Annotated in this window: 24 protein-coding genes and 1 pseudogene; 12 read left to right on the top strand and 13 right to left on the bottom strand. The window is 70.9% G+C overall.

What is annotated here, in order from left to right:
- Positions 1 to 528 precede the first annotated feature (528 nt).
- The 5 genes and pseudogenes from L0H79_RS22130 to L0H79_RS02085 all read right to left on the bottom strand — a co-directional run bounded on the left by L0H79_RS22130 (position 529) and on the right by L0H79_RS02085 (position 3,532).
- Positions 529 to 684 (bottom strand): hypothetical protein, encoded by a 156-nt coding sequence (locus L0H79_RS22130; protein WP_367652423.1) that lies wholly within the window; start codon positions 682 to 684, stop codon positions 529 to 531.
- 101 nt (positions 685 to 785) lie between these two features.
- Positions 786 to 1,478 (bottom strand): annotated as a pseudogene (locus tag L0H79_RS02100) (Tn3 family transposase); the annotation flags it as partial.
- Positions 1,370 to 1,660 (bottom strand): Tn3 family transposase, encoded by a 291-nt coding sequence (locus tag L0H79_RS02095; protein WP_301482883.1) that lies wholly within the window; start codon positions 1,658 to 1,660, stop codon positions 1,370 to 1,372. The gene L0H79_RS02095 and the pseudogene L0H79_RS02100, both read right to left, overlap by 109 nt.
- A gap of 188 nt (positions 1,661 to 1,848) precedes the next feature.
- Positions 1,849 to 3,186, bottom strand: coding sequence for a hypothetical protein (locus tag L0H79_RS02090; RefSeq protein WP_301482882.1), 1,338 nt, complete (start codon positions 3,184 to 3,186; stop codon positions 1,849 to 1,851).
- A complete protein-coding gene (locus tag L0H79_RS02085; RefSeq protein WP_301482881.1) occupies positions 3,146 to 3,532 on the bottom strand; it encodes a DUF4158 domain-containing protein in 387 nt (128 codons plus the stop codon). The genes L0H79_RS02090 and L0H79_RS02085 overlap by 41 nt, the downstream gene beginning before the upstream one ends.
- A gap of 271 nt (positions 3,533 to 3,803) precedes the next feature.
- Here L0H79_RS02085 and dxs point away from each other — a divergent pair, with 271 nt between their 5' ends.
- The 7 genes from dxs (at position 3,804) to L0H79_RS02050 (ending at position 12,041) form a co-directional block, all read left to right on the top strand.
- Complete coding sequence (dxs, locus tag L0H79_RS02080) at positions 3,804 to 5,672, top strand: 1-deoxy-D-xylulose-5-phosphate synthase (RefSeq protein WP_301482879.1); 1,869 nt, start codon at positions 3,804 to 3,806, stop codon at positions 5,670 to 5,672.
- A 737-nt stretch (positions 5,673 to 6,409) separates the two neighbouring features.
- Positions 6,410 to 7,633 carry a substrate-binding domain-containing protein gene (locus L0H79_RS02075; RefSeq protein WP_301482878.1) on the top strand — a complete coding sequence of 408 codons (1,224 nt, stop codon included), beginning with the start codon at positions 6,410 to 6,412 and terminating at the stop codon, positions 7,631 to 7,633.
- Positions 7,630 to 8,364, top strand: coding sequence for an ABC transporter ATP-binding protein (locus L0H79_RS02070; protein ID WP_301482877.1), 735 nt, complete (start codon positions 7,630 to 7,632; stop codon positions 8,362 to 8,364). Before L0H79_RS02075 ends, L0H79_RS02070 begins: the two co-directional genes overlap by 4 nt.
- Complete coding sequence (locus tag L0H79_RS02065; protein ID WP_301482876.1) at positions 8,361 to 9,098, top strand: ABC transporter ATP-binding protein; 738 nt, start codon at positions 8,361 to 8,363, stop codon at positions 9,096 to 9,098. The genes L0H79_RS02070 and L0H79_RS02065 overlap by 4 nt, the downstream gene beginning before the upstream one ends.
- Positions 9,095 to 9,982, top strand: a complete 888-nt coding sequence (locus L0H79_RS02060; protein WP_301482874.1) for a branched-chain amino acid ABC transporter permease — start codon at positions 9,095 to 9,097, stop codon at positions 9,980 to 9,982. Before L0H79_RS02065 ends, L0H79_RS02060 begins: the two co-directional genes overlap by 4 nt.
- A complete protein-coding gene (locus L0H79_RS02055) occupies positions 9,979 to 11,097 on the top strand; it encodes a branched-chain amino acid ABC transporter permease (RefSeq protein WP_301482873.1) in 1,119 nt (372 codons plus the stop codon). Before L0H79_RS02060 ends, L0H79_RS02055 begins: the two co-directional genes overlap by 4 nt.
- Positions 11,097 to 12,041 carry an alpha/beta fold hydrolase gene (locus L0H79_RS02050; protein WP_301482872.1) on the top strand — a complete coding sequence of 315 codons (945 nt, stop codon included), beginning with the start codon at positions 11,097 to 11,099 and terminating at the stop codon, positions 12,039 to 12,041. The genes L0H79_RS02055 and L0H79_RS02050 overlap by 1 nt, the downstream gene beginning before the upstream one ends.
- Here L0H79_RS02050 and L0H79_RS02045 read toward each other — a convergent pair.
- The 5 genes from L0H79_RS02045 to L0H79_RS02025 all read right to left on the bottom strand — a co-directional run bounded on the left by L0H79_RS02045 (position 12,028) and on the right by L0H79_RS02025 (position 18,384).
- Positions 12,028 to 13,875, bottom strand: a complete 1,848-nt coding sequence (locus tag L0H79_RS02045; protein ID WP_301482871.1) for a helix-turn-helix domain-containing protein — start codon at positions 13,873 to 13,875, stop codon at positions 12,028 to 12,030. The two genes, L0H79_RS02050 and L0H79_RS02045, sit on opposite strands and share 14 nt — an antisense overlap.
- 62 nt (positions 13,876 to 13,937) lie before the next feature.
- Positions 13,938 to 14,726, bottom strand: a complete 789-nt coding sequence (locus tag L0H79_RS02040) for a 3-hydroxybutyrate dehydrogenase (RefSeq protein ID WP_301482870.1) — start codon at positions 14,724 to 14,726, stop codon at positions 13,938 to 13,940.
- Positions 14,727 to 14,961: 235 nt separating this feature from the next.
- Positions 14,962 to 16,494, bottom strand: coding sequence for a UDP-N-acetylglucosamine 1-carboxyvinyltransferase (locus L0H79_RS02035; protein ID WP_301482869.1), 1,533 nt, complete (start codon positions 16,492 to 16,494; stop codon positions 14,962 to 14,964).
- Positions 16,495 to 16,546: 52 nt separating this feature from the next.
- Positions 16,547 to 17,803: an HRDC domain-containing protein gene (locus L0H79_RS02030; protein WP_301482868.1), complete on the bottom strand. Its 1,257-nt coding sequence runs from the start codon at positions 17,801 to 17,803 to the stop codon at positions 16,547 to 16,549.
- Positions 17,800 to 18,384 carry a DUF3000 domain-containing protein gene (locus L0H79_RS02025; protein ID WP_301482867.1) on the bottom strand — a complete coding sequence of 195 codons (585 nt, stop codon included), beginning with the start codon at positions 18,382 to 18,384 and terminating at the stop codon, positions 17,800 to 17,802. Before L0H79_RS02025 ends, L0H79_RS02030 begins: the two co-directional genes overlap by 4 nt.
- A gap of 141 nt (positions 18,385 to 18,525) precedes the next feature.
- Between L0H79_RS02025 and hemE the strand changes: the two genes are divergently transcribed.
- Positions 18,526 to 19,575 carry a uroporphyrinogen decarboxylase gene (hemE, locus tag L0H79_RS02020; RefSeq protein WP_301482866.1) on the top strand — a complete coding sequence of 350 codons (1,050 nt, stop codon included), beginning with the start codon at positions 18,526 to 18,528 and terminating at the stop codon, positions 19,573 to 19,575.
- Positions 19,575 to 21,248 (top strand): murein biosynthesis integral membrane protein MurJ, encoded by a 1,674-nt coding sequence (murJ, locus tag L0H79_RS02015; protein WP_301482865.1) that lies wholly within the window; start codon positions 19,575 to 19,577, stop codon positions 21,246 to 21,248. The genes hemE and murJ overlap by 1 nt, the downstream gene beginning before the upstream one ends.
- An 11-nt stretch (positions 21,249 to 21,259) precedes the next feature.
- Here the strand turns inward: murJ and L0H79_RS02010 are convergent, their stop codons facing one another.
- A complete protein-coding gene (locus tag L0H79_RS02010) occupies positions 21,260 to 22,315 on the bottom strand; it encodes a DUF4349 domain-containing protein (protein ID WP_301482864.1) in 1,056 nt (351 codons plus the stop codon).
- Positions 22,316 to 22,416: 101 nt separating this feature from the next.
- Between L0H79_RS02010 and hemG the strand changes: the two genes are divergently transcribed.
- On the top strand, positions 22,417 to 23,799 hold the full coding sequence (gene hemG / locus L0H79_RS02005; protein WP_301482863.1) for a protoporphyrinogen oxidase: 1,383 nt from the start codon (positions 22,417 to 22,419) through the stop codon (positions 23,797 to 23,799).
- A 43-nt stretch (positions 23,800 to 23,842) separates the two neighbouring features.
- The gene (gene hemQ / locus L0H79_RS02000) at positions 23,843 to 24,544 is read left to right on the top strand and encodes a hydrogen peroxide-dependent heme synthase (protein ID WP_301482862.1); all 702 of its coding nucleotides are present in this window, start codon (positions 23,843 to 23,845) and stop codon (positions 24,542 to 24,544) included.
- A 9-nt stretch (positions 24,545 to 24,553) separates the two neighbouring features.
- On the opposite strand, the gene L0H79_RS01995 is transcribed toward hemQ, so the two are convergent.
- Both L0H79_RS01995 and msrB read right to left on the bottom strand, forming a co-directional pair.
- The gene (locus L0H79_RS01995; RefSeq protein ID WP_301482861.1) at positions 24,554 to 24,973 is read right to left on the bottom strand and encodes a DUF1707 domain-containing protein; all 420 of its coding nucleotides are present in this window, start codon (positions 24,971 to 24,973) and stop codon (positions 24,554 to 24,556) included.
- Between the two features lie 89 nt (positions 24,974 to 25,062).
- Positions 25,063 to 25,488, bottom strand: a complete 426-nt coding sequence (gene msrB / locus L0H79_RS01990; RefSeq protein WP_301482860.1) for a peptide-methionine (R)-S-oxide reductase MsrB — start codon at positions 25,486 to 25,488, stop codon at positions 25,063 to 25,065.
- A 70-nt stretch (positions 25,489 to 25,558) separates the two neighbouring features.
- On the opposite strand from msrB, the gene L0H79_RS01985 reads away from it, so the two are divergent.
- On the top strand, positions 25,559 to 26,728 hold the full coding sequence (locus L0H79_RS01985) for a S9 family peptidase (RefSeq protein WP_301482859.1): 1,170 nt from the start codon (positions 25,559 to 25,561) through the stop codon (positions 26,726 to 26,728).
- The last annotated feature ends 25 nt before the right edge of the window (positions 26,729 to 26,753 follow it).

Genomic DNA, 26,753 nt, shown 5'->3' with positions numbered 1-26,753 from the left:
AACTACATCCATGGAGAAGGCTGGCAACTCTGTTCCTCTGTTCGGGCGCCGGATACCTTCAGACCGCACTTCGGGTGACTATTCAGCGCTACCGGGCATTTGGGCTTCTGGAACAACCGCAAACAGTGGGATAGCGGCTATACCAATCAAGGCTACCTCTACAAGATGCTCAACTACAACTACAACTACAACTACAACTACAACTACCACGGAGACGGTACCGAGACATATCGCGTCGTCACAGACGGTTGGGCCGTGTATGGGCGCTACAAGCAGTCAGTGCAGTCCGAGAATTATCTTCGCGTATCGTGCTGAACCTTCCAAGTGTGCCTATGCTGAGACGCCTCCTTGACCTAACTTCTCGGCACAGGTTCGACGTTGACGACGAAGGCGAAGTCTTTCCTGCCACCGACGTCCGGCTACCTAAAGGGACGGCGAGTTACAGGTCAAATTGGCGTAACCGTCGACTGTGGAAGCGGCACTGAACTGAAGCGCTGGTCGCCCCACCTCGCCCAACAGCCGATCCCCTTACGGCCGGACTGATGGGCCATTACCACGGATGTCGAGGCGAGCGTGCATGTCGAGTTTGACTTCGCCGTAGGGCTGTATGTGTTGCCAGAACAGGGGTGACAGGCCGCGGCGGTCGTGCTCGGTGAGCTGGCCGGCCCACTGGTCTTCGGCCAGGACGTCTTGCAGCAGCAGGGTGTTGAGGTAGACCAGACCAGGGCGGCTTGCAGGATCCGCAGGCAGGCCACGCTCATCTCCTGCTCGTCGGCGCGGTTGGAGGCGATCTCGGCGCCCTTGCCGTAGTAGATGACCGCGTTGGCCCGGTTGAACGCTTCAACCACGTTCAGGCCCTCGGTGATCTCGCGTTGCAGCTGCCGGTCGCGCAGGTACCGGGCGACGAAGAGCGTACGTTGGGCGCGGCCGACCTCCAGCCTGGCCTGGTAGGTCGGGTGCGAGGCGGAGCGGGTGAACCGGCGCAGGATGGCCTCGGTGGAGGCGGTGCCGGTGGGGATCGCGGTGGCGTACTTGATCATCTGGTCGTACTGCTGGGCGATCAGGTCCCACCGGATGGGCCGGGTCAACGCCGGACCCAGCCGCGGGTACGCCTCGGGCTCACCGGGCGCGGGACGGTAGAGCTTGACGTGGTTGATGGCCTTGATCCGCGGGAGCAGGTCGAACCCGAGGAGCCGGGTGATGCCGAACCCGATCTCGGACTGGCCGTGGGCGTCGACGTAGTTGCCCTCCACCGTCATGGTGGTGCCGTGCCGGATGGCGCCCTCGACCATCGCGTGCACCTCGGAGGCGGAGGCGCGCAGGCGTTGGGAGTGGATCACCATGGAACCGCGTTCGACGTGCCAGTAGATCAGAATACCGCGGCCGCCGTAACGGGAGTGCCACTCGGTGAAGATGTTCTGGTCCCAGGAGCGGAAATGGGTGGAGTCGGAGGCGACCGCGGCGACCCGGCACCCCACAGGGACCGGCGGCGGGCGGCGAAGGTGGCGTTGGCGATGCCGATGGCGATCTGTTCGGCGGCCTCGCGGGTCAGGTAGCGGCGGCGGGCGTAGCGCAGCTGCTCCTCGCTGTGGGTGTGTCCGTGGCCGGCGGCGACAGCGCGGATGCCGGTGTTGGTGCCGTAGCCGTAGATGACCAGCATCAGCGCTCGGCCAGCACCTCGGGCGGAAGGGTGCCGCCACCGGCCACGGCCGCGACCTGGTTCAGGCAGCCGGTGCGTAGCACGGTCTCCTTCAGCACGTCGATCAGGGCGACGGTGCCCCACCGGCGGGCGACCTCGGCCTTTGACGCGGCGCAGGCTGACCGGTTCGGGTGCGGCCTCGTGCCGGGTCAGGCGGATCGGTCCGGCGGCACGGTCGGTGACGTCCAGCCACTCCAGCCCGGGCAGCGCGGCATCCAGCTCGGCCAGGGCGGTGGCCATCTCGGTGCGCAGCTGGTCGATGAACACGGTCGGGTCCAGCGGTTTGCGCAGCTCCCGGTAGTTCTGTTCGCGGCGCTGCTCGAAGTCGGCCGGCAGATCTTGGTCGGGGTTGCGCCAGGAGTGCGCCGACGACCCAGATCTCCTTGCACCGCAGCTGCTCGCGCAGTGCCTGGAAGGTGGCGACCTCGTACACCATCCGGGTCACCCGGTCGCGGCCGCGGGTGTCCGTGCGGTAGATCAACGGCGCCGTCACCGGCGGTGCCGCCATGGGTGGGCACCTGATCCCCGAGTGGGTAGTAGGTCAGGTTCCCCGCGGCGGCGTACCGGCGGATCAACACCAGCGCGTCGATCACCGGCCGGTGCGTGGTGTTGTTGCTGCGGAACTCCAATATGTCCAGCAGCGCGATCAGGCCGCGGCGGTAGTGCCCGGTGTAGGAGGCGCGCAGCGTGGTCTGCACGGTGCGTCGGTACACCGGCCCCTTCGTCTTGAACTCGTGTACCAGCTCCCGCAGCGTCTCTTCCCCGCCGGTCACGGCGGGGAAAACCACCTCCCGGACCGCGTCATCGGGCCGTTGCAGTGCGGCGTCGGCGATGTGGAAGAGGATGTTCTCCTTGCCGGTCACCTTCTTGAACGCGTTGATCAGCTCGTTGGTCACGCGCTTCTCAGCGCGGGCGCCGATGCGGTGCACCGTCGCGATCAACAGCTCCACCAGGGTGTCGGTGATCTCCAGCTCGCGTCGGTGTACCAGCGCGGCCAGCAACGTCACCATCAACGGGGTCGAGTGCCGGCGCAGATGCGAGGGCGCCTCCACCGCGGCCCGCGCCCGCCACCCGGCCACCACCCGCGGAGCCACGTCCGCGAACAGATCCGATGGGAGCCCGATCGCTCGGACCGCCTCGAGTTTGGCGATCTCGGTCATCATCGACTCCAGGCTGACGTTGCCCGGCTCGGACTTGATCAACCCCAGTACCGAGTTCGACTCCGACTCGGCCTCACCGTCCACCAGGGAGTCGTCTCCCTCGCCACCATCCTCGTCAACGGTGATCAGTGCGAGCAGTCGGGCCAAGGTTGGCTCGTCCAGCCGCTCGGTGATCCGGGCCGTCCAGGTCTGCTCGGCGGTCCGCAGCGCGGAGCGCACCATCCGGGTCATCCGCCCGCTGGTGGGTGCCTCGATCCGCTCTCGCCGGAACTGGGTCAACAGCTCCTCACGCACCCCGCTCAGCGCGCCGCTCGGCGTGCGTGACATTCGCCGCCAGCCAGGACGTCAACCGGCCCTGATCGGCGACCGTGGCCACCCGGAACCCGAGATGCGCCCGGACCTCCGCCCGGTGATACTCCGCCGTGCGACTCGACCACTCATACGACGTCAGGGCGTCGGACTCGATGCCGACCTGGCGGGCGACGAACTCGACCACCGCGTCCGGCAGGTCCGCTCGACTGCGCGGGAAACGCCCATGCCGGCTGTAGTGCTTCAACAGCAGAGCGCAGCCCAGCGCGGACGCTCCACGCTTGCCGGCCAGTAAACGACGGTCCTCGTCCAGCAGCGTCCAGAACTCGACCAGCTCATCAGCAGCGTCCTCCGGCAGTTCCATGGCAACCGATGATCTCGCGAGACCGGACGCCGCGGGGCCAGCCGACGTACTCGATTGCGGCTGGTGACAGCACCGTTACCAGCACCCCACCGACCGGCACCGCTGCAGGCAGGGTCATCGTCTACCGGCTCACAACGACTACAGCATCGAGCGGCGGCGGTAGAAGAAGCGGTGGCAGGAGAACCTGTCCAAAGGGACAACGGGAGCCCGCCGAGCGGCATACGACGTCGTAGACTCGCCCCGACGACCGCACGAGAGGATGACGGACAGCGTGAGCCTGCTGGAGACGATCACCGGGCCCGAGGACCTGCGGGCCCTGCCCGTGGGCCGAATGCCGGAGCTGGCCGAGGAGATCCGAGCCTTCCTCGTGACCGAGGTGTGCAAGACCGGTGGCCATCTCGGTCCCAACCTGGGGGTGGTCGAGCTGACCATCGCCCTGCACCGGGTCTTCCACTCGCCGCGCGACACGATCGTCTTCGACACCGGCCACCAGTCCTACGTGCACAAGCTGCTCACCGGGCGCCACGACTTCAGCAAGCTCAAGAAGCAGGGCGGCCTCTCCGGTTACCCGAGCCGGCGCGAGTCCGAGCACGATGTCGTCGAGAACTCCCACGCCTCGACCGCCCTGTCCTGGGCCGACGGCATCGCCAAGGGGCGGCGCGTGCGGGGGGAGGCCGGCCGGCACACGGTCGCGGTCGTCGGTGACGGCGCCCTGACCGGTGGTATGGCGTGGGAGGCGCTGAACAACATCGCCGTCGACAAGGACCTGCCGCTGGTCATCGTCGTCAACGACAACGAGCGGTCCTACGCCCCGACGATCGGTGGGCTCGCGGAGCACCTGGCGACGCTGCGCACGACCCGCGGCTACGAGCAGGTTCTCGCCTGGGGCAGGCGGTCGCTCACCCGCACACCGCTGGTCGGTGGGCCGGTCTACGACACCCTGCACGGCTTCAAGAAGGGCCTGAAGGACATCGTCGCCCCGCAAGGGATGTTCGAGGACCTCGGCCTGAAGTACTACGGCCCCGTCGACGGGCACGACGAGCAGGCGGTCGAGCGGGCGCTTCGCCAGGCCAAGGAGTTCGGCGGGCCGGTCATCGTGCACGTGCTCACCGAGAAGGGGCGCGGCTACCAGCCCGCGCTGGACGACCAAGCCGACCACATGCACGGCATCGGCAAGATCAACCCCGAGACCGGCCTGCCCTTCGAGGTCGGGGGGCGGATCTGGACCGACGAGTTCAACGAGGAGCTGGTCCGCCTCGGCGCGGAGCGCGACGACATCGTCGCCCTCACGGCCGCGATGCTCATCCCCGTCGGCCTCGACGGCTTCGCCGCCGCCCACCCGGACCGCGTGTTCGACGTCGGGATCGCCGAGCAGCACGCGGTGACGATGGCCTCAGGGCTGGCCTACGCGGGTCTGCACCCGGTCGTCGCGCTCTACGCGACGTTCCTCAACCGGGCCTTCGACCAGATGCTCATGGACTGTGCCCTCCACCGGGCCGGGGTGACCTTCGTGCTCGACCGGGCCGGCATCACCGGCGGCGACGGGCCCTCGCACAACGGGATGTGGGACATGACGCTCCTGTCGATCGTCCCGGGCCTGAGGCTGGCCGCCCCGCGCGACGGCGAGCAGGTACGCCGCCAGCTGCGGGAGGCCCTCGCGGTGACCGACGGGCCCACCGTCCTGCGCTTCCCGAAGGGCGACGTGGCCGAGCCGATCCGGGCGGTGCGAAGCGCAGGCGAGGTCGACGTGCTCTTCGAGACCGGCACCGAGGACGCCGACCTGCTCGTCGTCGGGGTCGGTGCCTTCGCCGGGCTCGCGGTCGACGTGGGCGAGAAGATCGCCGCGCTCGGCCGCACAGTCCGCGTCGTCGACCCCCGCTGGGTCCTACCGGTCAGCGACTCGGTCCTCGCCCTCGCACGGCAAGCCCGCACCGTCGCCGTCATCGAGGACAACCTCGTCAGCGGCGGGGTCGGCGCTGCGGTCACCCTCGCGCTGCGCGAAGCCGGCCAGGACATCCCCGTCCACCTGCACGGCATCCCGAAGCGCTTCCTCGAGCACGCCTCGCGCGCTCAGGTCCTCGAGGCGCTCGGCCTGACGGCCGAGGCGATCGTCGCCGACCTGCAGGGCCGTCTCGGGTGAGGTGCCGGCGCGACTACGCCTCCGGGCCGGCTCCCGTCTGGTACCCGGCAATCAGTCGGCCGTCGCGCAGCTCGACGACCCGGTTGCAGGCCGCCGCGACGGCGGCGTCATGGGTGGCAACGAGGAGGGGGTCGACCCACGAGTCGCGTGAAGGTCCAGGAGCAGTCTCACGATGCTTGCGCCGGTAACGGAGTCGAGGTTCCCGGTTGGCTCGTCTGCTATCAGTAGCAGGGGGTAGCCGTCCGACAACCACCTGTTGACCGCGCTGGTAAGTGGTGATGAACTCGTATGGATGGAGGCCACGTCGGTTGGTGTGTCGGTCGCTATCAGCATCTTGGTTGGTGTCGTGTTCATCTCTTCAGCTGATACCAAGTTTCTCCATGGACGCGTCGAGTCGCACGTCTCGAACTACGTCCTAGTGCCGTCAGTTTCGGTGCACCCTATAGCGCTGCTCTTGCCTCCGACTACTGCACGTCCTGCCAGCCTGCCGCTGCGTTCACTCGGCCGCAGGACGCCCGTGGCAATGCTCACCGCCGAGTGACAGAACAGCGAGGCACTGGCGTGTCCTGGTTTGCGAACGGTGCGTGGCGAGCAGACACACGGGTTCCCCACCTTTGTGGTGTCGCCCACCACCAACGAGGCCGTACCGCACGGCTACCTTCGCGCCAGAGGTCAGGTGATGACGACATCTCGCTGCAGCAAGAGCGCGAGCACCCGGCCGGAGCTGGAGGACGACCATGTCCAAGCGGTGGAGCCTCGCCCTCGCGGGCGGCCTGATCACCCTTTCCCTGGCTGCCTGCGGCAGCCCCGGAGCACCCGGGAGCCCCGGCGCGAACGCGTCGCCGGGCGATGAGCAGCCGGCGGGCGCGGCTGCGCCGTACAAGGTCGGCCTCGTCTACTCGAAGAGCGGGCCGCTCGCCAGCTACGGCGAGCAGTACCGTCAGTCGCTCACGGTCGGCATCGACTACGCGACCAAGGGCACCGGCGCCGTGAACGGCCACAAGATCGAGATCTCCGAGCAGGACGATGCCGGTGACCCGGCCAAGGCCGTCGCCGCCGCCACCGCCCTGATCGGCAAGGGCAACAGGATCATCGCCGGGTCGACGGCCTCCGGGGTGGCTCTGCAGGTCGCGCCCATCGCCGCCGACAACAAGGTGCTGTTCATCTCCGGCCCGGCCGCCGCCGACGCCATCACCGGTGCGAACAAGTACACCTTCCGCTCCGGCCGCCAGACCTGGCAGGACGTGGCGACCGCCGGTGCGATGCTCGGTGACGTCAGCGGCAAGAAGGTCACCGTCCTCGCCCAGGACAGCGCCTTCGGCAAGGCGAACATCGCGGCGGTGAACGCCGTCCTCGGCTCGAAGGGCGCGAAGGTCGACTCAGTCGAGGTCCCCGCCGCGGCGACGGACTTCACCCCCTTCGCGACCAAGATCAAGCAGGCGGCACCGGACCTGCTCTTCGTCGCGTGGGCCGGGACGAACGCGACGGCGATGTGGACCACGCTCGAGCAGCAGGGCGTCTTCGACACGACGAAGGTCGTGACCGGCCTCGACATCAAGCCGACCCACGCCCTATTCGGCGCAGCCGGCACGAAGATCGACTTCCTCTCGCACTTCTTCGACGGCGCGGCCGACAACGCGGCCTACCAGGCGCTCGCGGCGGGGATGAAGGCGCAGAACGCCTCGGTCGACCTGTTCACCAACGACGGGTTCGTCGCGGGCCAGATGATCGTGCATGCCCTCGAGGCGAGCGGCGAGAACACCGACGCCATGGTCGCCGCCTTGGAGGGTTGGACGTTCGAGGGCCCCAAGGGCCAGGTGCAGGTCCGCGCCGCGGACCACGCGATGCTGCAACCGATGTTCACCGCCACCCTCAAGAAGGAGGGCGACAGCTACGTGCCGGTGCTCGGCAAGACGCTCGACGCGGCGACGGTCGCCCCGCCGGTCACGCCGTTCAAGTGATCGAGGCACAGGCCGTCGGCTGGCGCGTCGGAGGAGCGCAGATCCTCGACGACGTGTCCGTGTCCGTTGGGCCCGGTGAGCTGCTCGGCATCATCGGCCCCAACGGCGCGGGCAAGTCCTCCCTCGTCGACATCCTCTCCGGCGTCCGGCGCGCCACCACGGGCAGGATCGCCTTGGGGGACAAGGACGTCACCAACAAGAGCGCGACCAGGCGGGCGCGGATGGGGCTGGCCCGCTCGTTCCAGACATCGGCCCTCTTCGATGGCCTGACCGCCGGGGAGAACGTGCGCCTGGCCATCCAGGCGGCGGGGGAGCGGCCCTTCACCCCTTTTCGCCGTGCCGAGGGCGACGACGCCGAACGGATCGACGGGCTGCTCGCGCGGGTCCGTATGCCGGGCCGCGCGGACACGCTCGCGAGTGACCTCTCGCACGGAGACCGGCGCAAGCTGGAGCTCGCGATGGCCCTGGCTTCCGACCCGTCCGTGCTGCTGCTCGACGAACCGATGGCCGGCGTGTCGGCCGAGGACGTCGATGGGCTGACCGAGATCATCGGCGAGGTCCGCGACGTCGGCGTGGCGGTCGCCATGGTCGAGCACCACATGCACGTCGTCCTCGGGCTGGCCGACCGGGTCGCCGTCCTGCACCACGGGCAGCTGCTCGCGACCGGGTCCCCGGACGAGGTGACGGCCGACGACCGGGTCCAGCAGGCCTACCTGGGAGAAGCGCTGTGAACGAGACCGACACAGGTACCCCCGGCCCCATCCTCACCGTCGAGGACCTGCACGTCCGCTACGGCGGGTCGCACATCCTGCAGGGAGTCTCGTTCGACGTTGCGCCGAAGGGGGTGACCGCCCTGCTCGGGCGCAACGGCGTGGGCAAGACCACCACCCTGAAGGCCATCCTCGGCCTGGCTCCTCGGACCGGACGGATCCTCGCCGCCGGCACGGAGATCCAGAAGCACTCGACGACGCGTATCGTGCGCGACGGGATCGGCTACGTCCCGGAGGACCGCGAGGTGTTCGGAGGCCTGACCGTCGAGGAGAACCTCCGGCTCGTCGACCGTGAGCGGGGCATCGAGGCACCCGTCGTCGACCGGCTCTTCCCGGACCTCGTGGCGCGCCGGAACCAGCGCGCCGGAACCCTCTCCGGCGGACAGCAGCAGATGGTTGCGCTGGCCCGGGTGCTGCTGCGCCCGACGACGCTGCTGCTGATCGACGAGCCGACCAAGGGACTGGCGCCCAAGCTCGTCACCGAGGTCGCCGACGTCCTCGCCGAGGTGGCCCGCTCGACACCGATCCTGCTCGTCGAGCAGAACCTGCCGCTGGTGCGTCGGATCGCCGACGACGTCGTCGTCCTCGACGCCGGCCGAGTCGTGCACCGCGGCCGGGCCGCGACGCTCGTCGCCGACGCCGACCGCACCCGCGAGCTGCTCGGCGTCTCGATGCGCAAGGAAGGTGCCGCATGACCGACCTGCTCCTGCTCGTGGTCACCGGGGTCGGGCTCGGGGCCCTCTACTTCCTCGCCGCCAGCGGCCTGAGCCTCATCTACGGCCTCATGGGCGTGCTGAACTTCGCCCACGGCGCGTTCATGATGGCCGGCTCCTACGCCGGCTGGTGGACGATGACCTCGCTGCTTCCCGCGTCGATGCCGGTCGCGGCACGGCTCGGCATCGCCGTTGTCGTCGCCATCGTCGTCGGCGCGGTCGTCGGCCTCCTCGTCGAGGTCGTCCTCATCCGGCCGCTCTACCGGCGCCACATCCAGCAGGTCCTCGTCACCGTCGGCCTCGCGCTGGCGAGCGTTGCCGCGGCCCAAGGGATCTGGGGGGCAGACCCCAAGCCGCTGCCCAAGCCCGAGTGGATGTCGCAGACGACGCAGCTGCTCGGCGCGCGCCTGCCCAACGACCGGTTCGTGTTCATCCTGGTCGCGCTCGCGCTCTATCTCGGGTTGCTGGCGCTGCTCCACCTGACCCAGCTCGGCCTGGTCATCCGCGCCGGTGTCGAGAACCGCACGATGGTCGAGGCGCTGGGCATCAACGTACGACGCACCTTCACGATCGTCTTCTCGATCGGGGGTGCGGCTGCCGGCCTCGCCGGGCTTCTCTACTCGCAGTACAGCGGGACCGTGTCCCCTGCCCAGGGCGGCTCGTTGCTCATCTACGCCTTCATCGTCGTCGTCATCGGCGGCATGGGCTCGCTCACGGGTACGGCGGTCGCCGCCGTCACGGTCGGTCTGGTCCAGCAGCTGGCCAACTACTACGCGGCCAGCGGTGTCGGCGACCTGTCCGTCGTGCTGCTGCTCGCCCTCGTCCTGCTGCTGCGACCCAGCGCCATGAAGGGAGCGATGGCATGAGGTCACCGACCCTGTCCACGTCGGAAGCAACCGAGCCGCCCCGTCCGTCGGCCGCCGTCACGCCACCGGTGGGACAGCGGGGACCGGCGAAGGCGTGGCTGCCAGTCCTGCCCGCCGTGCTCGTCGTGGCGATCCTCGCGTACCTGCCGTACGTCCCGGTCGAGGTGCCCGGGCTCCTGCCGTGGCGGGTCAACGGTCCCGGGTCGATGCAGCTGGTGGCGACGTGCCTCGTGATGGCGGGCATCGCGCTCAGCTACGACGTCATCTTCGGCCGCACCGGCCTGCTCAGCTTCGGTCACGCGCTCTTCGTGGCCGCCGGCAGCTACTTGCTGACGATCTCGCTGGCGTCCTGGTCGCTGCCGCTCTGGGCAGCCATCGTCGTCGCGCTCGCGTTCACCACCGTCCTCGCCCTGCTCGTCGGCGCCATCGCGTTGCGGGTCGGTGGGATCGCCTTCGCCATGGTGACCCTCGCGTTCGCCCAGGCAGCCTCGATCATCGTGTTGCGCAACCCCGGCGACGTGACCGGCGGCGAGGAGGGCACGAGCCTGCCCAGGGCGGCGATCCCCGACCTGCTCGTCGGGGTCGCCAACGCCCCCTACCGCTACTGGCTCGCCCTCGCGTTCGCGGTGGTCGCCGCGGTCACCGTCACGATGCTCGTCCGCTCCCGCGCCGGTCACGCCATGGCCGCGGTGCGCGAGAACGAGGCGCGCGCCGCCGTCCTCGGCTTCCCGGTCTACCGGGTCAAGCTGCTGGCGATCGTCGTCGGTGCCTTCCTCGGGGGCCTCGGCGGAGTCGTCCACGCGCTGGTGCTCGGCGGCTCCAGCCCGCACATCACGACGACCGAGTTCACCCTCAGCCTGCTCGTCATGGTCGTCCTCGGCGGGGCCGGCCGGACCTGGGGGGCGCTGCTCGGCGGCTTCCTCTACCACTACGCCGATGCCCGGCTCGTCGAGGTGAGCGGGTCGTCGCTGTTCCAGGCCCTGCCCGAGGTCGCCGGTCAGGTCCTCGCCCAGCCGCTGTTCATCCTTGGGGTCTTCTTCATGGTGGTGGTGTACTTCGCACCGACGGGCCTCGCCGGGCTCGGAGCCCGCCTGTTCCGGAAAGGACGTCTCTGATGACCACCGCACCCGACTTCGTCATGGAGCTGCCGGTCGGCAGCGTCGGCATCCACGATCTGACCGTGGGGACTCCGGTCGACGGCGCTCCCGTCGTGCTGGCCGTGCACGGCATCACCGCGAACGGTCTCTCGTGGCGCAAGGTCGCCGAGGAGATCGACCGTCGGCACGGATCGGGCGCGGTGCGGTTCCTCGCACCCGACCTGCGTGGGCGGGCCGCGAGCGCCGATGCGGGTGGCCCGTTCGGGCTGCGCGTCCATGTCGAGGACCTGGCCACGATCGCCTCGATCTTCGGCGCCCGGCCGGTCCTGGTCGGGCACTCGATGGGAGCCTTCGTCGCGGGCCTCGCGCTCGCCACCCACCCGGAGCGCTTCGCCGGGGCCGTCCTGGTCGACGGCGGACTCGCCTTCCCGGCTCCACCCGGCCTCGACATCGACGCCGCCCTCTCAGCGGTCATCGGCCCGGCGATGGACCGGCTGTCGATGCGCTTCGCCGGCCCAGCGGCATACGTGCAGTTCTGGAGCGAGCACCCCGCGGTCGGTCCTGCGCTGCGCGGGACGGCCGGTGACGCGGTGCGCGCCTACCTCGAGCACGACCTCGTTCCCACCGAGGACGATGGCTGGCGCAGCAGCTGCGTCCTCGACGTCATCCGAGCCGACGGTGCGGATGTGCTCGCCGACGCCGACACCCACGGCGCCGTCGCGAAGGCGGTCGCCCAAGGTTCCAGCATCGAGCTCGTCTGGGCACACCGCGGGCTGCTCGACGAGGCGCAGGGTCTCTACGACGACGATCGGCTCAGGGCGCTCGACGTGCCGGCCGACATCGCCGTGCACGACGTCGACGCCAACCACTACACCGTCATCCTCGAGGAGCCGGGGGTGACGGCTGTGGCCGACGCCATCGACCGCCGCCTCGAGCGAGCGGAGGCGATCAGCCAGGCGTGAGCAGCAGGTCCCGCAGCCGCAGCGCGAGCTGGATCTCGAGGGCCCGGTCCGGGTGCTGCCACGCGTCGCCGAGGAGCGCCGTGATCCGCTCGAGGCGCTGGGCGACCGTGTTGACGTGCACGTGCAGCGTCCCGGCCGTGTAGCGGGGGCTGGACCCGGCCGCGAAGTATGCCGCGAGTGTGCCGGCGAGGTCGGTGCCGCGACGCTCGTCATAGTCGAGCACCGGGCCCAGCACGCGCGCGACGTACTCACCGATGTCCGGCTCCGAGCCGACGATCAGTCCCGCGAAACCCAGCTCGGTCGCGGCGCCGCCCATCCCGCGGCGGCCCAGCGCGAGCAACGCGCGGACGGTGCGGACTCCCGCGGCATGTGCGTCCGGGATGCCGCCGACGCCGGCGAGGGGGCCGACCCCCGCCACGGTGGTCCCGGCCCGGCGTCCGAGCCGGGCCGCCATCGACTTGGCCAGGCCGTCAGGGTCGTCACCGGGCACGAGCGCGACGATGTCTCCGTCGTGGGCGCCGACGAGCGCGTCAGCACCGGCGATGGTGCTGGTCGAGAGCAGCACGCTGCGTGATGTCGCACGATCGTCACCGCGGATCACGAGCAGGCAGAAGGGTTGCCCTGCGTTGAAGCCGGCCGACCGGGTGAGGGCGAGCCGGTCGTCGATCCCGCCACGCGGACTGATCAGGTCGGACACGAGGCGGTCCCGCTCGTGCTGGTGGGAGTCGACCACAGCGCGTTCGAAGAGCAGGACGAGGGCGGTGACGACGGCGGCTCGCTCGATGGTGCGCCGGTCGGAGTCGCTGAGGTCCTCGACACCACCGACGAAGAGGGTGCCGAGCCGGTCGCGCACCGCGCTGACGGGCGCGACATAGGTCCCGTCGACCTCGACGAGCCGCCCCGATCCCCAGTTGCCGTCGGTCACGAGTCCGAGATCCTGCGGGACCGGGCCCGACTCGCTGCGTCGCTCGCCCTCGGCATCGGTGAGGACCGCCCAACCACCGAGCAGCTCGACGAGGGACTTCGTGATGCCCTCGACGCCCCCGTCCTGCAGGACCAGGGAGGCGAAGCGGTCGTGTGCGGCGGCCGCCTTCTCGACACCGGCGGCATACTGTCGGACGGTCTCGTGAGCCTCGGAGAGAGCCCGCACCGCCTGCTCCGCCTCCGCCAGCGCCCGGGTCTGCACCAGGGTCACGGCGGCGAGCGCGGCGAGGCTGCCGAGCAGGGACACCTCGTCGCGGGTGAACGGGCGGGGAGACCGGTTCGCGGCGAAGAGGACCCCCACGAAGTGCGACTCCACGATGAGCGGGGTGCCGCAGATGGCGATGATGCCCTCGTCGGCGACCGCGCTGTCGATCGCCGAAGTGTGCGCGAAGCGTTGGTCGTTGGTGTAGTCCGCGGTCCAGTAGGGCTTGTGGGTGGAGGCGACGAGGCCGCCGAGGCCGTCTCCGAGGGCGAGGCGCACGGACTGGAACCGCGCGGAGATCGACCCGTCCGTGGCTCGCATGTAGGTGTCGCCGACCTCGGGGTCGTAGACGGTGAGGTAGGCAAGGTCGGTGCGCAACAGGATCCGGGCCCGCCGGACGATCGCGTCGAGCACACCGGCCGGGTCGCTCTCCGAGGCGAGCTCCCGCGCGATGTCGAGCAGGGCCGACAGGGCGGCCTCCCGGGCGAGGTGCGCGTCGCGCTCCTGCGCGAGGCGCAGGGCGAGCTCGCGGGCCCGCGGCGGCACCTGCACGGCGACGACGTCGGGGACGGTCGCGTGGGCGGCCAGCAGCTCCAGCAGGTGGAGCAGCCGGCCTTGCTCGTCGGTTGGGAGCTCGTCGTCTGGCACGGAGCCGATCCTAGGTCGGTGATCGCGCATCTTCCGGTCGGACGCAGGGCCCACGTGTCCGCTCAGTGGGCCGTCCAACCGCCGTCCATCGCGAACGACGCCCCGGTCACCGACGCGGCGGCCGGGCCACAGAGGAACACGGCGAGGGCGGCGACCTCGCCCGGTTCGACGAGCCGTTTGACCGCCACCGGCGAGAGCATGATCGACTCGACGACCTCCGCCTCGGGGATCCCGTGGGTGAGGGCCTGGTCGTGGATCTGCTTCTCCACCAAGGGGGTGCGCACGTACGACGGGTTGATGCAGTTGGACGTGACGCCGTGCGCGGCCCCCTCTAGCGCGGCGACCTTGGACAGGCCCTCGAGTCCATGCTTGGCCGTGACGTACGCCGACTTGAACTCGCTCGCCCGCAGCCCGTGGACGCTCGACACGTTGACGACCCGGCCCCAGCCGCTGGCGTACATGTGCGGCAGAGACTGCCTGATGAGCCGGAAGGGCGAGGCGAGCATGAGGGCGAGGATGAGGTCGAATCTCTCGAGCGGGAACTCCTCGATCGGACAGACGTGCTGGATGCCGGCGTTGTTGACGAGGATGTCGATGTCGGTCGGCAGGGACGCGAGCCCGTCGAGGTCGGCCAGGTCGGCCACGACAGGCTCGACCCGGGTCGCGACGGCGAGCTTCTCGAGAGCGGGCTCGTCCCGGTCGACCGCGTGGACCGTGGCCCCAGCCCCGGCGAGGGCGGTGGCGATGGCTGCACCGATCCCGCTCGCCGCACCGGTGACCAGTGCGTTGCGACCGGTGAGGTCGACCGGGCCGCCAGTGGTCGCAGGTGCGGTGAGCGAGGTGTCGGCCATGCGGGAAGACTAGGGACGGTGCCCGAGAGGGCTCATGTGGTCAGCAGCCATATTCTGGACGGATCCATGTGGCGCTGGTCAAGGCTGGAGGGATGGCTTTCGTGGCGTGTCGCGCCGGATCGCCACGAGAAGTGCGATCGTGGTGGGTCGTCGCGCGCCCTCTGGCGACACTTCCTCGACTCCGCTCCGACCGGGTGCCTCGCAAGCTCGGCCCCCGACCTGCGCTGCATCTTCGTCAGATGTCGCGGAAGACCTCGACCGTGGCGCCGAGCGCGTTGAGCCGCTCGGCGAGGTCCTCGTAGCCGCGGTTGATCACGTAGACGTTGCGCAGCATCGACGTGCCGGGCGTGGCCAGCATCGCGAGCAGGATGACGACGGCCGGGCGCAGTGCCGGGGGGCAGCCGACCTCGGCAGCGCGCCAGCGCGTGGGCCCCTCGACCATGACCCGGTGCGGGTCGAGCAGCTGCACTTTGGCGCCGAGCTTGGTCAGCTCGGTCAGGTAGATGGCCCGGTTCTCGTAGACCCAGTCGTGGATCATCGTGCTGCCTTGCGCGACCGCCCCGATCAGGGCGAAGAAGGGCAGGTTGTCGATGTTGAGCCCCGGGAAGGGCATCGGGTGGATCTTGTCCGTCGGCGCCTGGAGCGGGCCGGGAATCGTGGTGAGGTCGACGAGCCGAGTCCGACCGTTGGCGGAGGTGTACTCGTCGGAGACGCGATACTTCATCCCCATCCCCTCGAGCGTCGCGAGCTCGATCTCGATGAACTCGATCGGGACCCGCCGGATCGTGATCTCGGAGTCGGTCACCACCGCGGCCGCGATCAGGCTCATCGCCTCGATGGGGTCCTCGCTGGGGGAGTAGTCGACGTCGACGTCGATCTCGTCGACCCCGGTCACCGTGAGGGTCGTGGTACCGATGCCCTCGATCCGCACGCCGAGCCGCTCGAGGAAGAAGCACAGGTCCTGGACCATGTAGTTCGAGGAGGCGTTGCGGATGACCGTCGTGCCGGGGTTGCGGGCTGCCGCCATGAGGACGTTCTCGGTGACGGTGTCGCCCCGCTCGGTGAGCACGATGGCACGAGTGGGGTGCACGGCGGCGTCGCGGGTCGCCTCGTACGCCCCGTGGGTCGCCGTCACGTGCAGGCCGAAGTGGCGCAGCGCCGCCAGGTGCGGCTCGACGGTGCGCGTGCCGAGGTCGCACCCGCCGGCGTAGGGCAGGTCGAAACTCTCGTGCTGGTGCAGCAGGGGGCCGAGGAACATGATGACGGTCCGGGTGCGGCGGGCCGCGTCGACGTCGATCGCGGCCAGGTCGAGCGCCTCGGGCGGCACGATCTCGAGGTCGCTGCTGTCCGGCAGCCAGCGGGTGCGCACGCCGATGGATGCGAGCACCTCGAGGATCCGGTTGACCTCCTCGATCCGCGCGAGGTTGCGCAGGGTGGTCCGCCCGCGGTTGAGCAGCGCGGCACAGAGCAGCGCGACCGCAGCGTTCTTGGACGTCTTGACGTCGATCGACCCGGAGAGCTTGCGCCCGCCGACGACCCGCAGATGCTGCGGACCAGCCGAGCCGAGGGAGACGAACTCCGAGTCGAGGGCGTCGCCGATGCGGGCGAGCGTGTCGAGGCTCATGTTCTGCTTGCCGGCTTCGATGCGGGTCACCGCGCCCTGCGAGGTGCCGAGGAGGTGGGCGAGCTCGGCCTGGGTCAGGCCCTTGTGGCGGCGGGCGTCCCGGATGAGGCTGCCGATTCGAGTGAGGTATGGCTGATGTGACACGACCCAGAGCCTAACTCATATATGAGTTAGGCGCCAATCGACACCCCGAGGGCTACCCAGAGTGCGGCACCGGGTGCTCGGCGCAGGCCCGGGCGATGAGGGGTGCGGTGAGCGTCGCCTGCCACGGGCGGGCGCCGACGGCCCGCAACGCGAGGCTGACGTCGTCGGTCGTGGGGTCGGCGGGTCCCTCCCAGAGGAAGCGGCGCAGCAGCTCGGGGGTCAGCAGGTTCTCGACCGGTACGGCGAGCTCCTGCGAGACCGCAGCGATCAGCTCGCGGGATCGGCCGAGCCGGGCTGCCGCCACGGGATCACGGTCGGCCCAGGAACGAGCCGGCGGGGGACCGCTGTTGGGCAGGCTCAGCATTGGCAGCTCGTCGTCGGACAGGGCGAGCGCGGCGGCGATCCCCTCGACGATGACCTCCTCGTTGCGCCGGATCGACCGGGCGAGGCGAGGCTCCTTCGAGCCCACCGAGCGGGGTGCTCGGCTGTCGCGCTGGTGCTCGGTCGCGAGCTCGGCGATGGCCGCATCGGGCAGCACCCGGCCAGGGGCGACGTCGCGGCGCTGGGCGATGGCGTCACGGTCCAGCCAGAGCTCCCTGACGATGGCCAGCCCGCGCCTGCTGCGCACCTTGTGCACGCCCGACGTACGCCGCCACGGATCGACCCGGGGCTCGGGACCGGTGAAGGACAGCAGGTGGTCGAACTCCTCGCGCGCCCACCCGAGCTTGCCCTGTCGCTCGAGGTCGTCGGCCACCGCGTCACGCAGGTCACCGAGCACCTCGACGTCGAGAGCGGCATACCGAAGCCACGGCTCCGGGAGGGGACGCGAGCTCCAGTCCGCGGCGCTGTGCTCCTTGGCGAGCCGGACGCCGAGGTAGTGCTCGACCATCGCGCCGAGACCGACCCGGGGCCGTCCCGCGAGCCGCCCGCCCAGCTCGGTGTCGAACAGGACCCGCGGGTGCAGGCCCACCTCGGCGAGACACACGAGGTCCTGAGTGGCGGCGTGCACGATCCACTCGCTGTCGCCGATCGCGTCGTCGACGACCCCCAGGTCGGGACAGGCGACGGGGTCGATGAGCCAGGTGCCCGTCCCGTTCCGGCGCAGCTGCACCAGGTAGGCGTGCTGGCCATAGCGGTACCCGGAGGCCCGCTCGGCGTCGAGCCCGATGGGCCCGCGGCCCGACCTGACGGCGTCGGCTGCCTCGGCCAGGGCCGTCTGGTCGGCGATGACATCGGGCACCCCCTCGACCGGGGCGGCGAGCAGCGCGAGCTCCTCGGAGAGGCTCGCCGACTGCTCGGCGTCACTCACCGGCGCGGGCCCGGGAGCGCGACGACGCCGTCGGGCAGCGGTGGGATGCCGGCGATCGTGCAGAGCATGTCGCCCCAGGCGCGCAGGTGCTCGGTCAGCGCCTCATCGGTGGGAGTCCACGAGGCGCGGATCTCCATCTCGACGCTGGCAGCGCGGTCGGCGAGCCCGGCGAAGCCTTCGCTGACAACCCTGGTGATGGTGCCGGCCTCGGCGGTCCAGGCGACGCCGCGGTCGTGGAGGGCATCGATCAGCCAGGACCAGCCGACCGAGCCGAGCATGGGATCGGTGGCCAGCTCGGGCTCGAGCTCGGCGCGGGCGAAGGTGACGATGCGCCACGCCCCGTCCCAGGCATCGGGCTCGGCGGGGTCATACAGCAGCACGAAGCGACCCGTCGCGAGCTCGTCCTCCGGATCGGTGGGGTCGAGGACGTCACCGGTCAGTGCCGCCGCGTGCGGTGCGATGCGGCTCGGGGCGGGGACCTCGGTGAGGCGCACCTCCGGTCGCAGGCGCACGTCGCGCAGGGTGTTCAACACCCTCATGAAACCCGCGTCCTGCGCGCCCGGCAGCGTCTTCGTGTGCACCACACGAGAGTATGTCGCTCACCTCGGTTCTGTCCGCAGGCCACGCCGAGCGCGTGGCTCGGCCGGGACGCGAGCGCGTGGCTCGGCCGGGATGCGGGCGCGTGGCTCGGCCGGGACGCGGGCGCGTGGCAGGATGATGCGGTGCCCTCCACAGCCCCTGCGCGCACCCGGTCGAGCGACCTCGTGCGTGCCGCGCGCTGCGAGCCGGTGTCGCGCACCCCGGTCTGGTTCATGCGGCAGGCCGGCCGGTCCCTGCCGGAGTACCGCGCCCTGCGGGAAGGCACCTCCATGCTCGAGGCGTGCACCCGCCCCGAGCTCGTCACCGAGATCACGCTGCAGCCGGTGCGCCGCCACGGGGTGGATGCCGCGATCTTCTTCAGTGACATCGTCGTGCCCGTCGCGGCCGTGGGACTCGAGATCGAGATCGTCGCCGGTGTCGGCCCGGTCGTGGCGCGTCCGATCCGGTCGCGCGCCGACCTCGAGCGGGTGCCCGAGCTGACCAGCGGACATGTCCCGTACGTCACCGAGGCGGTCCGGCTCCTCGTCGCGGAGCTCGGCGACACCCCCCTCATCGGCTTCGCCGGCGCGCCCTTCACGCTCGCGTCCTACCTCGTGGAGGGTGGGCCCTCGAAGAACCACGTGCGCACCAAGGCACTGATGCACGGCGACCCAGCCCTGTGGCACGCGCTGTGCGACCGGCTCGCCCAGGTGTCCGGGGCGTTCCTGCGGGTGCAGGCGCAGGCAGGCGCGAGGGTGGTCCAGCTCTTCGACTCGTGGGTCGGTGCCTTGTCGCGGGCCGACTACACCCGCTTCGTCCAGCCCCACTCGGCACAAGCGCTCGCCGCCGTCGCCGGCCTCGACGTCCCCCGGATCCACTTCGGTGTCGGCACAGGCGAGCTGCTCGCGGACATGGCCGCGGCCGGCGCGGAGGTCGTCGGCGTCGACTACCGCGTCAGCCTCACCGATGCCCGCGAGCGGATCGGCCCTGGCCACGCGGTACAGGGCAACCTCGACCCGGCGCTGCTCTTCGCTCCGTGGGAGGTGCTCCGTGCGGCCGTCGTCGAGGTCGTCGAGGAGGGCCGGCGCGCACCAGGACACATCTTCAACCTCGGCCACGGTGTGCTGCCTGACGTCGATCCCGACGTGCTGACGCGCATCACCGATCTCGTGCACGAGGTGTCCACGCGCTGATGGCCGACGGGTCCCTCGCCCGGTCGAGCCTCGTCATGCTCGGTGGGTCGTTCGCATCCCGCGTGCTCGGTGTCGTGCGGGGGGCGCTGCTCACCGCGATCATCGGCACGCTGGCGGCCGGCGACGCCTTCGGTCTGGCGAACACCCTGCCCAATGTTCTCTACCTGCTGGCCGCCGGCGGCATCCTCAACGCGGTCCTCGTGCCGGCCCTGTCCCGCGCGATGAGGCTGCAGGACGGCGGCCAGGAGTTCACCGACCGGGTCGTCACGGTCGCCTTGGCCGGGATGCTCGGGCTCACGGCAGTGGTCATGTTCGGCGCCGGCTTCTTCGTGTGGCTGCTGAGCGGCGGCCGCGGCCCCGAGTTCAACAGCCTTGCCCTCGCCTTCACCCTCATGTGCCTGCCGCAGGTCTTCTTCTACGGCGTCTACGCCCTGCTCGGGCAGATCCTCAACGCCCGGGACCGCTTCGGTGCGTTCGCGTGGGCCCCGTTCGTCGCCAACGTCGTCGCGATCGGGGGACTCGTCGCGTTCATGGTGATCTACCCCGACCCCTCCCACGTGGATCGCACCGGCCAGCACCTGCCGCGTCCGCCGGAGGCATGGACCGGCGGGATGGTCTGGCTCTTCGCCGGCACGGCGACCCTGTCGGTCGCAGCCCAGGCCCTGTGGCTGGTCCCCGCCCTGCGCCGGGCCGGCTTCACCTACCGGCCCCGCTGGGGTCTGCGCGGGGTCGGGCTCGGTGGGGTGAGCCGGCTTGCGCTCTGGGCTTTCGCCGGTCTCGCCGTCTCGCAGCTCGGGTTCTTCATCAACACCGCGGTCCTCAACCGTGCGGCGAGCTTCGGCACTGCCACCCACCCCATCCGAGGCCCCCTGCTCTACCAGGTGGCCTTCACGATCTTCATGCTGCCCCACGCGTTCATCGCCGTCTCGATCATCACGGCGCTCTTCCCGCGACTGTCGCGGAACGCCGCCGACCAGGACACGCCGGCGATGCTGGCCAACTTCCGGCGTGGCCTGACGCTGCCCCTCGTCGCGAACCTTCCGGTCGTGGTCTTCATGATCATCGGGGCGGGTCCGATCGTCGCCCTGCTCAACCCCGGGATCGACGCCGTCTCGATCGAGCTGGGCGGCTATGCCTTGACGGTCATGGTCCTGGGCATCATCCCCTTCGGGATCGACCTGCTCTGCTACCGGACGTTCTTCGCCCTGAACGACGGCCGGTCGCCCCTCGTCATGCAGGTGGTCCTCACGGCGGTCACCGCGCTGGCCGCCGCGGTGACCTACCTCACCCCACCTCAGTGGGCCCTCGGGGTCGTCGCGGCGGGGATGACTGTCGGCAACGTGCTCAGCTCCGGCACCGGGCTGATCCTGCTGCGCCGCCGGCTCGGCCCGCTGGGCCTGAGCCGTGTGCTCGTCAGTGCCGCCCGGATCGGTGTGGCCGCGGTTGTTGCGGGCCTGCTCGGCTGGGGCGCGTTCGTGGTGGTCTCACCGATCGCTGCGGACCTCGCCGAGATGAGCACGTCACAGCGGGTCTTCGCCAACGCCCTCGTCCTGGGTCTGTCCGGCCTCGTCTTCGTCGTGGTCTACCTCGCTGTGGCCGCCGCGCTACACGTGTCGGAGGTGCGTGAGGTCGGCGCCCTCGTGCGCCGCAAGGCCGTGCGGAACCGCGGCTAGGACCGGCCAGGTCAGTCGGTCGGGTTCGCGGCCGGCCTCGCCGGTCCGGAGCCGGACCCCCGCCGCGTCCACCACCGGCGCCCGAGCAGGACGGCTACGAGGAGCACGAGCAGCCAGGGGAGCAGCATCGCCACCCCGGTGAGCAGGACGGTCACCGAGTCGAGCAGCCCGGTCCACGCCTGACGGAGCTGCGCCATGAAGCCGCTCGTGGCCACCGGCGTCGCGCCGGTCCAGAGGCTCACCGTGACGTCCGAGGTCGTGGTGCGCCGCTCGAGGGTCGCGAGCCGGCTCTGCAGCGAGTCGAGCTCGGCCTGCCGTCGTGTCACCTCGTTCTCCAGCGCGATGATCTGCGAGAGGCTGGTCGCCTTGGCGAGCAGCGCGCGGGCCTGGGCGACGGCGTCGCGCAGGGGTCCGATCCGGGCCGTCACGTCGACGTAGCCGTCGGTGAGGTCCTCGCTCTGGGACGACCGGTAGGACACCGTCCCGATCCGGGAGAGCCCGTTCACGAGCCCGTCGAGCTTGTCCGCAGGGACCCGCACGGTGATCTGGGCCTGGTCCACCCCGACCCGGGGCATGCTGGCCTCGACGCCGAGCCCGGGCTGTGGGCCTCCGGTCGGGTCGGGCGCGGTCACGACGCTCTCCGAGAGCACCTGGCCGCCCGCCGCCGCCGTGAGGGAGCGGACCGTGCCGCTGGCCCCGACCAGATCGGACACCTGGATCCCGAGCCATGCCGAGCGGGCGATCTTGGGTCCCACGACGGGCGTGCCGGCGGCCGCCCCGCTGCCCGCCGCGTCCCGGGCCGGTGCCGTCCCCGGTGCCGGCGACTGCCCCGCGTCCGGGACCTCGGGGCTGCCGGCGCCGATGCGGGCCAGCTCGTCGGCGGGCAGCCCCGCGCCGGGCTGCGCCGGCGGGGAGGCCGAGCTGTCGCTGGCCGCTCCGCTGGTGACACCGGGGCGGAACTGCAGCCCGACCGGGAACGCCACGACGAGAAGGAGGAGCACGGCCAGTGCCCAGACCCATCGCCGATGGAACCAGCCCTTGGGTCGACCTCCGGTGACTGCGGTCATCGTCTGCCCCTCGGCTCTGCGGCACCGGGCGGCGCCGTTCACCCGTTCAGACACCCGGGAGCCCCGGAGCGTTGCATGGAGCCTGGTGGCAGAGTGCACCCATGGGTGTTCGCGTGGCGGTCATCGGGGGCGGGATCAGCGGGCTCGCCGCAGCCTGGGAGCTGGTCCGGGCCGATCCTGGCCTGTCGGTCACCGTCCTCGAGGGCTCACCGCTGCTCGGCGGGCGCCTCCGGCTGGCCGAGGTCGCGGGCGCACCTGTCGACGTCGGGGCGGAGTCCGTACTCGTGCGGCGCCCCGAAGCCACCCAGCTCGCCGACGAGCTCGGCCTCGTCGACCGCCTGACGCACCCGGCTGCGGTGGGTGCCTCGATCGTCTCGCGCGGTGCGCGCTGGCCGATGCCGCGAGGCACCCTCATGGGCATCCCGTCCGACCCCGACTCGGTTGCCGGGCTGCTGACCTCGATCGAGGTCGACCGACTGCGCCACGAGGTCGTCTCGGCCCCGATCGGCGGCGACGTCGCAATCGGGCGGCTCGTCGAGGACCGGCTCGGCGCGGCGGTGACCGACAAGCTCGTCGAGCCACTGCTCGCCGGCATCTACGCGGGCGACTCCCGCGCCATCTCGGCCGAGGTCGCCGTCCCGAGCCTGTATGCCGCTGGGCGCACGGGCGCGTCGCTGCTCGAGGCCGCTCGTGATGCGGCCACGCAGTCCCGGCCGGACCAGGGCGTTCCGGGGCCCGTCTTCGCCACCCTCGTCGGCGGGCTCGGCAGGTTGCCCGGCCTGCTCGCCACAGCCCTGGAGTCGAAGGGCGTGCAGATCCACACGAGGACGATGGTGCGTCGCATGGCCGGACGCCCGGGGCAGTGGAGCCTCGTCACCGGACCGAGCACCGACGAGGTGCTCTGGCGCTTCGAGAGGGTGCTGATCGCCACGCCCGCCGCTCCGGCGGCCCGGTTGCTCGGCACCGTCGCACCGACCTCGGCGGCCGCCCTCGCCACGGTGCAGTACGCGTCGATGGCGATCGTCACCTTCGCGTTCCCCGGGCCGGTCGGCGATCCCTTCGCAGGCAGCAGCGGCTTCCTCGTCCCCCCGACCGAGCCGCTCACGATCAAGGCCTCGACCTTCAGCTCGGTCAAGTGGCCGTGGCTCGCCGACGCCTACCCGGACCTCACCTTCGTCCGGGCCTCGCTCGGACGGCACCGTGAGGAGGCCACGATGCAGCGACCCGACCCGGCACTGGCCGGTTTGGCCCTCGACGACCTGACAACGGTCCTCGGCCCGCTGCCCGCCCCGCTCGACCTGCACGTGCAGCGCTGGGGCGGTGGGCTGCCGCAGTACGCCGTGGGTCACCGCGGGCTCGTCGAGCGCGTCCGGGCGGGTCTGCCGCCGACGCTGGAAGCAGGCGGAGCGGCATACGACGGGGTCGGGATCCCCGCCTGCATCGGGTCGGCACGTGCGGCAGTCCGCCGTCTGCTCACCCAGTGACCCGGATGGGGGCAAGCGGACGCCGCGGGTCATGATGGGGGGCATGAGCGACCGACTGAGCCCTGCCCAGATGCGCGAGATCAACGACACCATCCGCTACTCGATGTGGTCGGTGTTCGGGTCCGTGGCACCGCTCGGGGAGGACCGCGAAGCCATCGCCGCCGAGTTCCAGGCCTTCCTCGAGAAGGTCGAGGGCGAGGGTGTCACCGTGCGAGGCCTATACGACGTGGCCGGGCTGCGCGGCGACGCCGACTTCATGGTGTGGTGGCACGCCGAGACGATCGAGCAGCTGCAGGGGGCCTACCGCGGGCTGCTGCGCACCGGGCTCGGCGAGACCCTCGAGCCGGTCTGGTCCTCGGCCGCGCTGCACCGCCCCGCCGAGTTCAACAAGAGCCACATTCCCGCCTTCATGGCCGACGAGCGGGTCCGCAAGTACGCCTGCGTCTACCCGTTCGTCCGGTCCTACGACTGGTACCTGCTCGAGGACACGGAGCGCCGCGACCTGCTCGTCGAGCACGGCCGGATGGCCCGCGAGTACCCCGACGTGCGGGCCAACACCATCGCGGCCTTCGCCCTCGGCGACTACGAGTGGCTGCTCGCCTTCGAGGCCGACGAGCTGGACCGCATCGTCGACCTCATGCGTGAGCTGCGGGCGGCTCGGGCGCGGCTGCACGTGCGCACCGAGATCCCCTTCTTCACCGGTCCGCGCGTCGCGCCCGACGAGCTCGTCGCCGCCCTGCGCTGACCAGGGTCATCAGCGCCGGTCGTCCGTCTGGCCCTGGTCCCGGCCCTTGCGGCCGTCCGCGCCGTACAGGACGATCCCGCCGACCGGGATGATCAGGAACCACATCCACTGCCCGGTGAGGAAGAAGAGCACCAGCGCGGCGAACGGGAGCAGCGCCATGACCGTGTCGCGTGTCCGGCGACTGGGCCGGCCCTGGGAACGGCCGACGGCGGATGGGTGAGCCACCTCGGACCGGGGCGGCTCGGCAGCGGCCGGCAGGTCGGTGAACAGCGCGTCGAGGTCTGACCGCGTCACGGCGTCGAGGGCCTTGCCGCGCCGGTCCTCGTACTCGTCGGCGTCCAGGCGCCCGGTCTTGAAGTGTGACTGGAGCAGGGACGCGGCGCGCTGGCGCTCGTCGTCGCCGACCCGGTAGTCCGGCTGGTCGGTCATCGCTCAAGCCTAGCTACGTGCGGCTTCCACAGTTCGGCGGTCGGGGATCTGCGCGCCGTCGCGCATCCAGCCGGAGGCAGGGTGAGACGTCAGGATGGGTCGGGCGTGAGCCGCAGGCTGATCGAGTTGATGCAGTAGCGCTGGTCGGTCGGGGTGTCGTAGCCCTCGCCCTCGAAGACGTGGCCGAGGTGGGAGCCGCAGGCCGCGCAGCGCACCTCGACCCGGCGCATGCCGTGGGAGCTGTCCTCGATGTACTCGACCCGGTCGCCGGCCAGCGGCGAGTAGAAGGACGGCCACCCGCAGTGCGACGTGAACTTCGTGTCGCTGCGGAACAGCTCTGCGCCGCACGCCCGGCAGGAGTAGACACCCACGGTCTTGGTGTCGGTGTACTCCCCGCGGAAGGGCGCCTCCGTGGCGGCTCGCCGCAGGACCTGGTACTCGTCCGCGCTGAGGCGCTCGCGCCACTGCTGGTCGGTGAGGGTGACGGCGTAACGGTCGGTCTGCTCGGGGCTCATGCCATGGCCAACGCCACGCGGTCACGGTTTGTGCCCAGGTGTCGCCGCGTGGTTTGCGAGGATGACGCCCGTGACGTGGCGACGCTGGCTCACCCGACCCATCCTTACGGCCACCGCGGCAGGTGCCGGCACCCTGCTCGGCGCCGCAGGCGGCTCGGTCGCGGCGGGGGCGTACTTCGCGCGCAGACTGCTCACCCCCGACGAGGACCAACCGGACGACGTCGTCGTGCTGGCCCACGCTGGGCGTGAGCTCAGCCTTGGCGTCACCTCGGAGACGATCGTGCCGGGACGCTACGGGCTCTGGCTCGACGGGGGCGCCGGTCATGCCCGGGTGGGCCGGATCCTGCGCCGAGACGCCGTGTCGGTGACACGCGAGCTGGTGGCCGTCGACCGCGGGCGGCTGCATCCCGGACCGGCACGGTGGAACCAGTACTGGTTCTGGGACCGGCCGAGGGTCAGCATGGGCATCCCGGACGAGGATGCCGTCATCCTGACCGAGCTCGGGCCTGCCCCGGCGTGGATCGTGCCGTCGGGGCCGGGTTCGGCAGCCGAGACCTGGGCGGTGCTCGTGCACGGGCGGGGCGCACGCAAGGAGGAGACGCTGCGTGCCGTCCCCGTGCTGCGGCGTGCAGGCATCACCTCCCTCGTCGTGGGCTACCGCAACGACCCGGACGCGCCGAGGGGGCCGGACGGGCGGTACTCGCTCGGCCTGGCCGAGTGGCGTGACGTCGACGCAGCGCTGCGGTATGCGGTGCGGCGGGGCGCCCGACGCGTGGTGCTCTTCGGATGGTCGATGGGCGGCGCGATCGCCCTGCAGGTGCTCGACAACTCGGTCCTCGCCGACCGGATCTGCGGGGTCGTGCTCGACTCGGCGGTCCTCGACTGGACGGCCGTGATGCGACATCATGCCCGGCTCCAGCGGGTCCCGGAATGGGTCGTCCGGGTCGCGAGCGCACTCATGGGCATGTCGCGGGCCGGTGGCCTCGTCGGGGTGCGGGAGCCGATCGACATCGCCCGCACCGACTGGGTCGGCCGCTCCGGCGAGCTCGACCGGCCGCTGCTCGTCATCCACTCGGACGGCGACGACTTCGTCCCCATCGGGCCTGCTGTCGAGCTGGCTCGGCGGCGTCCCGACATCGTCCGCTTCGAGCGGTGGGAGGCCGCCGGTCACTGCCGCGAGTGGAACCACGACACCGACCGGTGGGAGCGCGTCGTCACGGAGTTCGTCACCAGCCTGTGAAGCGCGGCAGGATGTCGGCATGGCC

Origin of the sequence: Intrasporangium sp. (assembly GCF_030452765.1) — a bacterium.
In the GTDB taxonomy this organism is placed as follows: Bacteria; Actinomycetota; Actinomycetes; order Actinomycetales; family Dermatophilaceae; genus Intrasporangium_A.
This window is presented reverse-complemented; position numbering and strand designations above follow the sequence as displayed.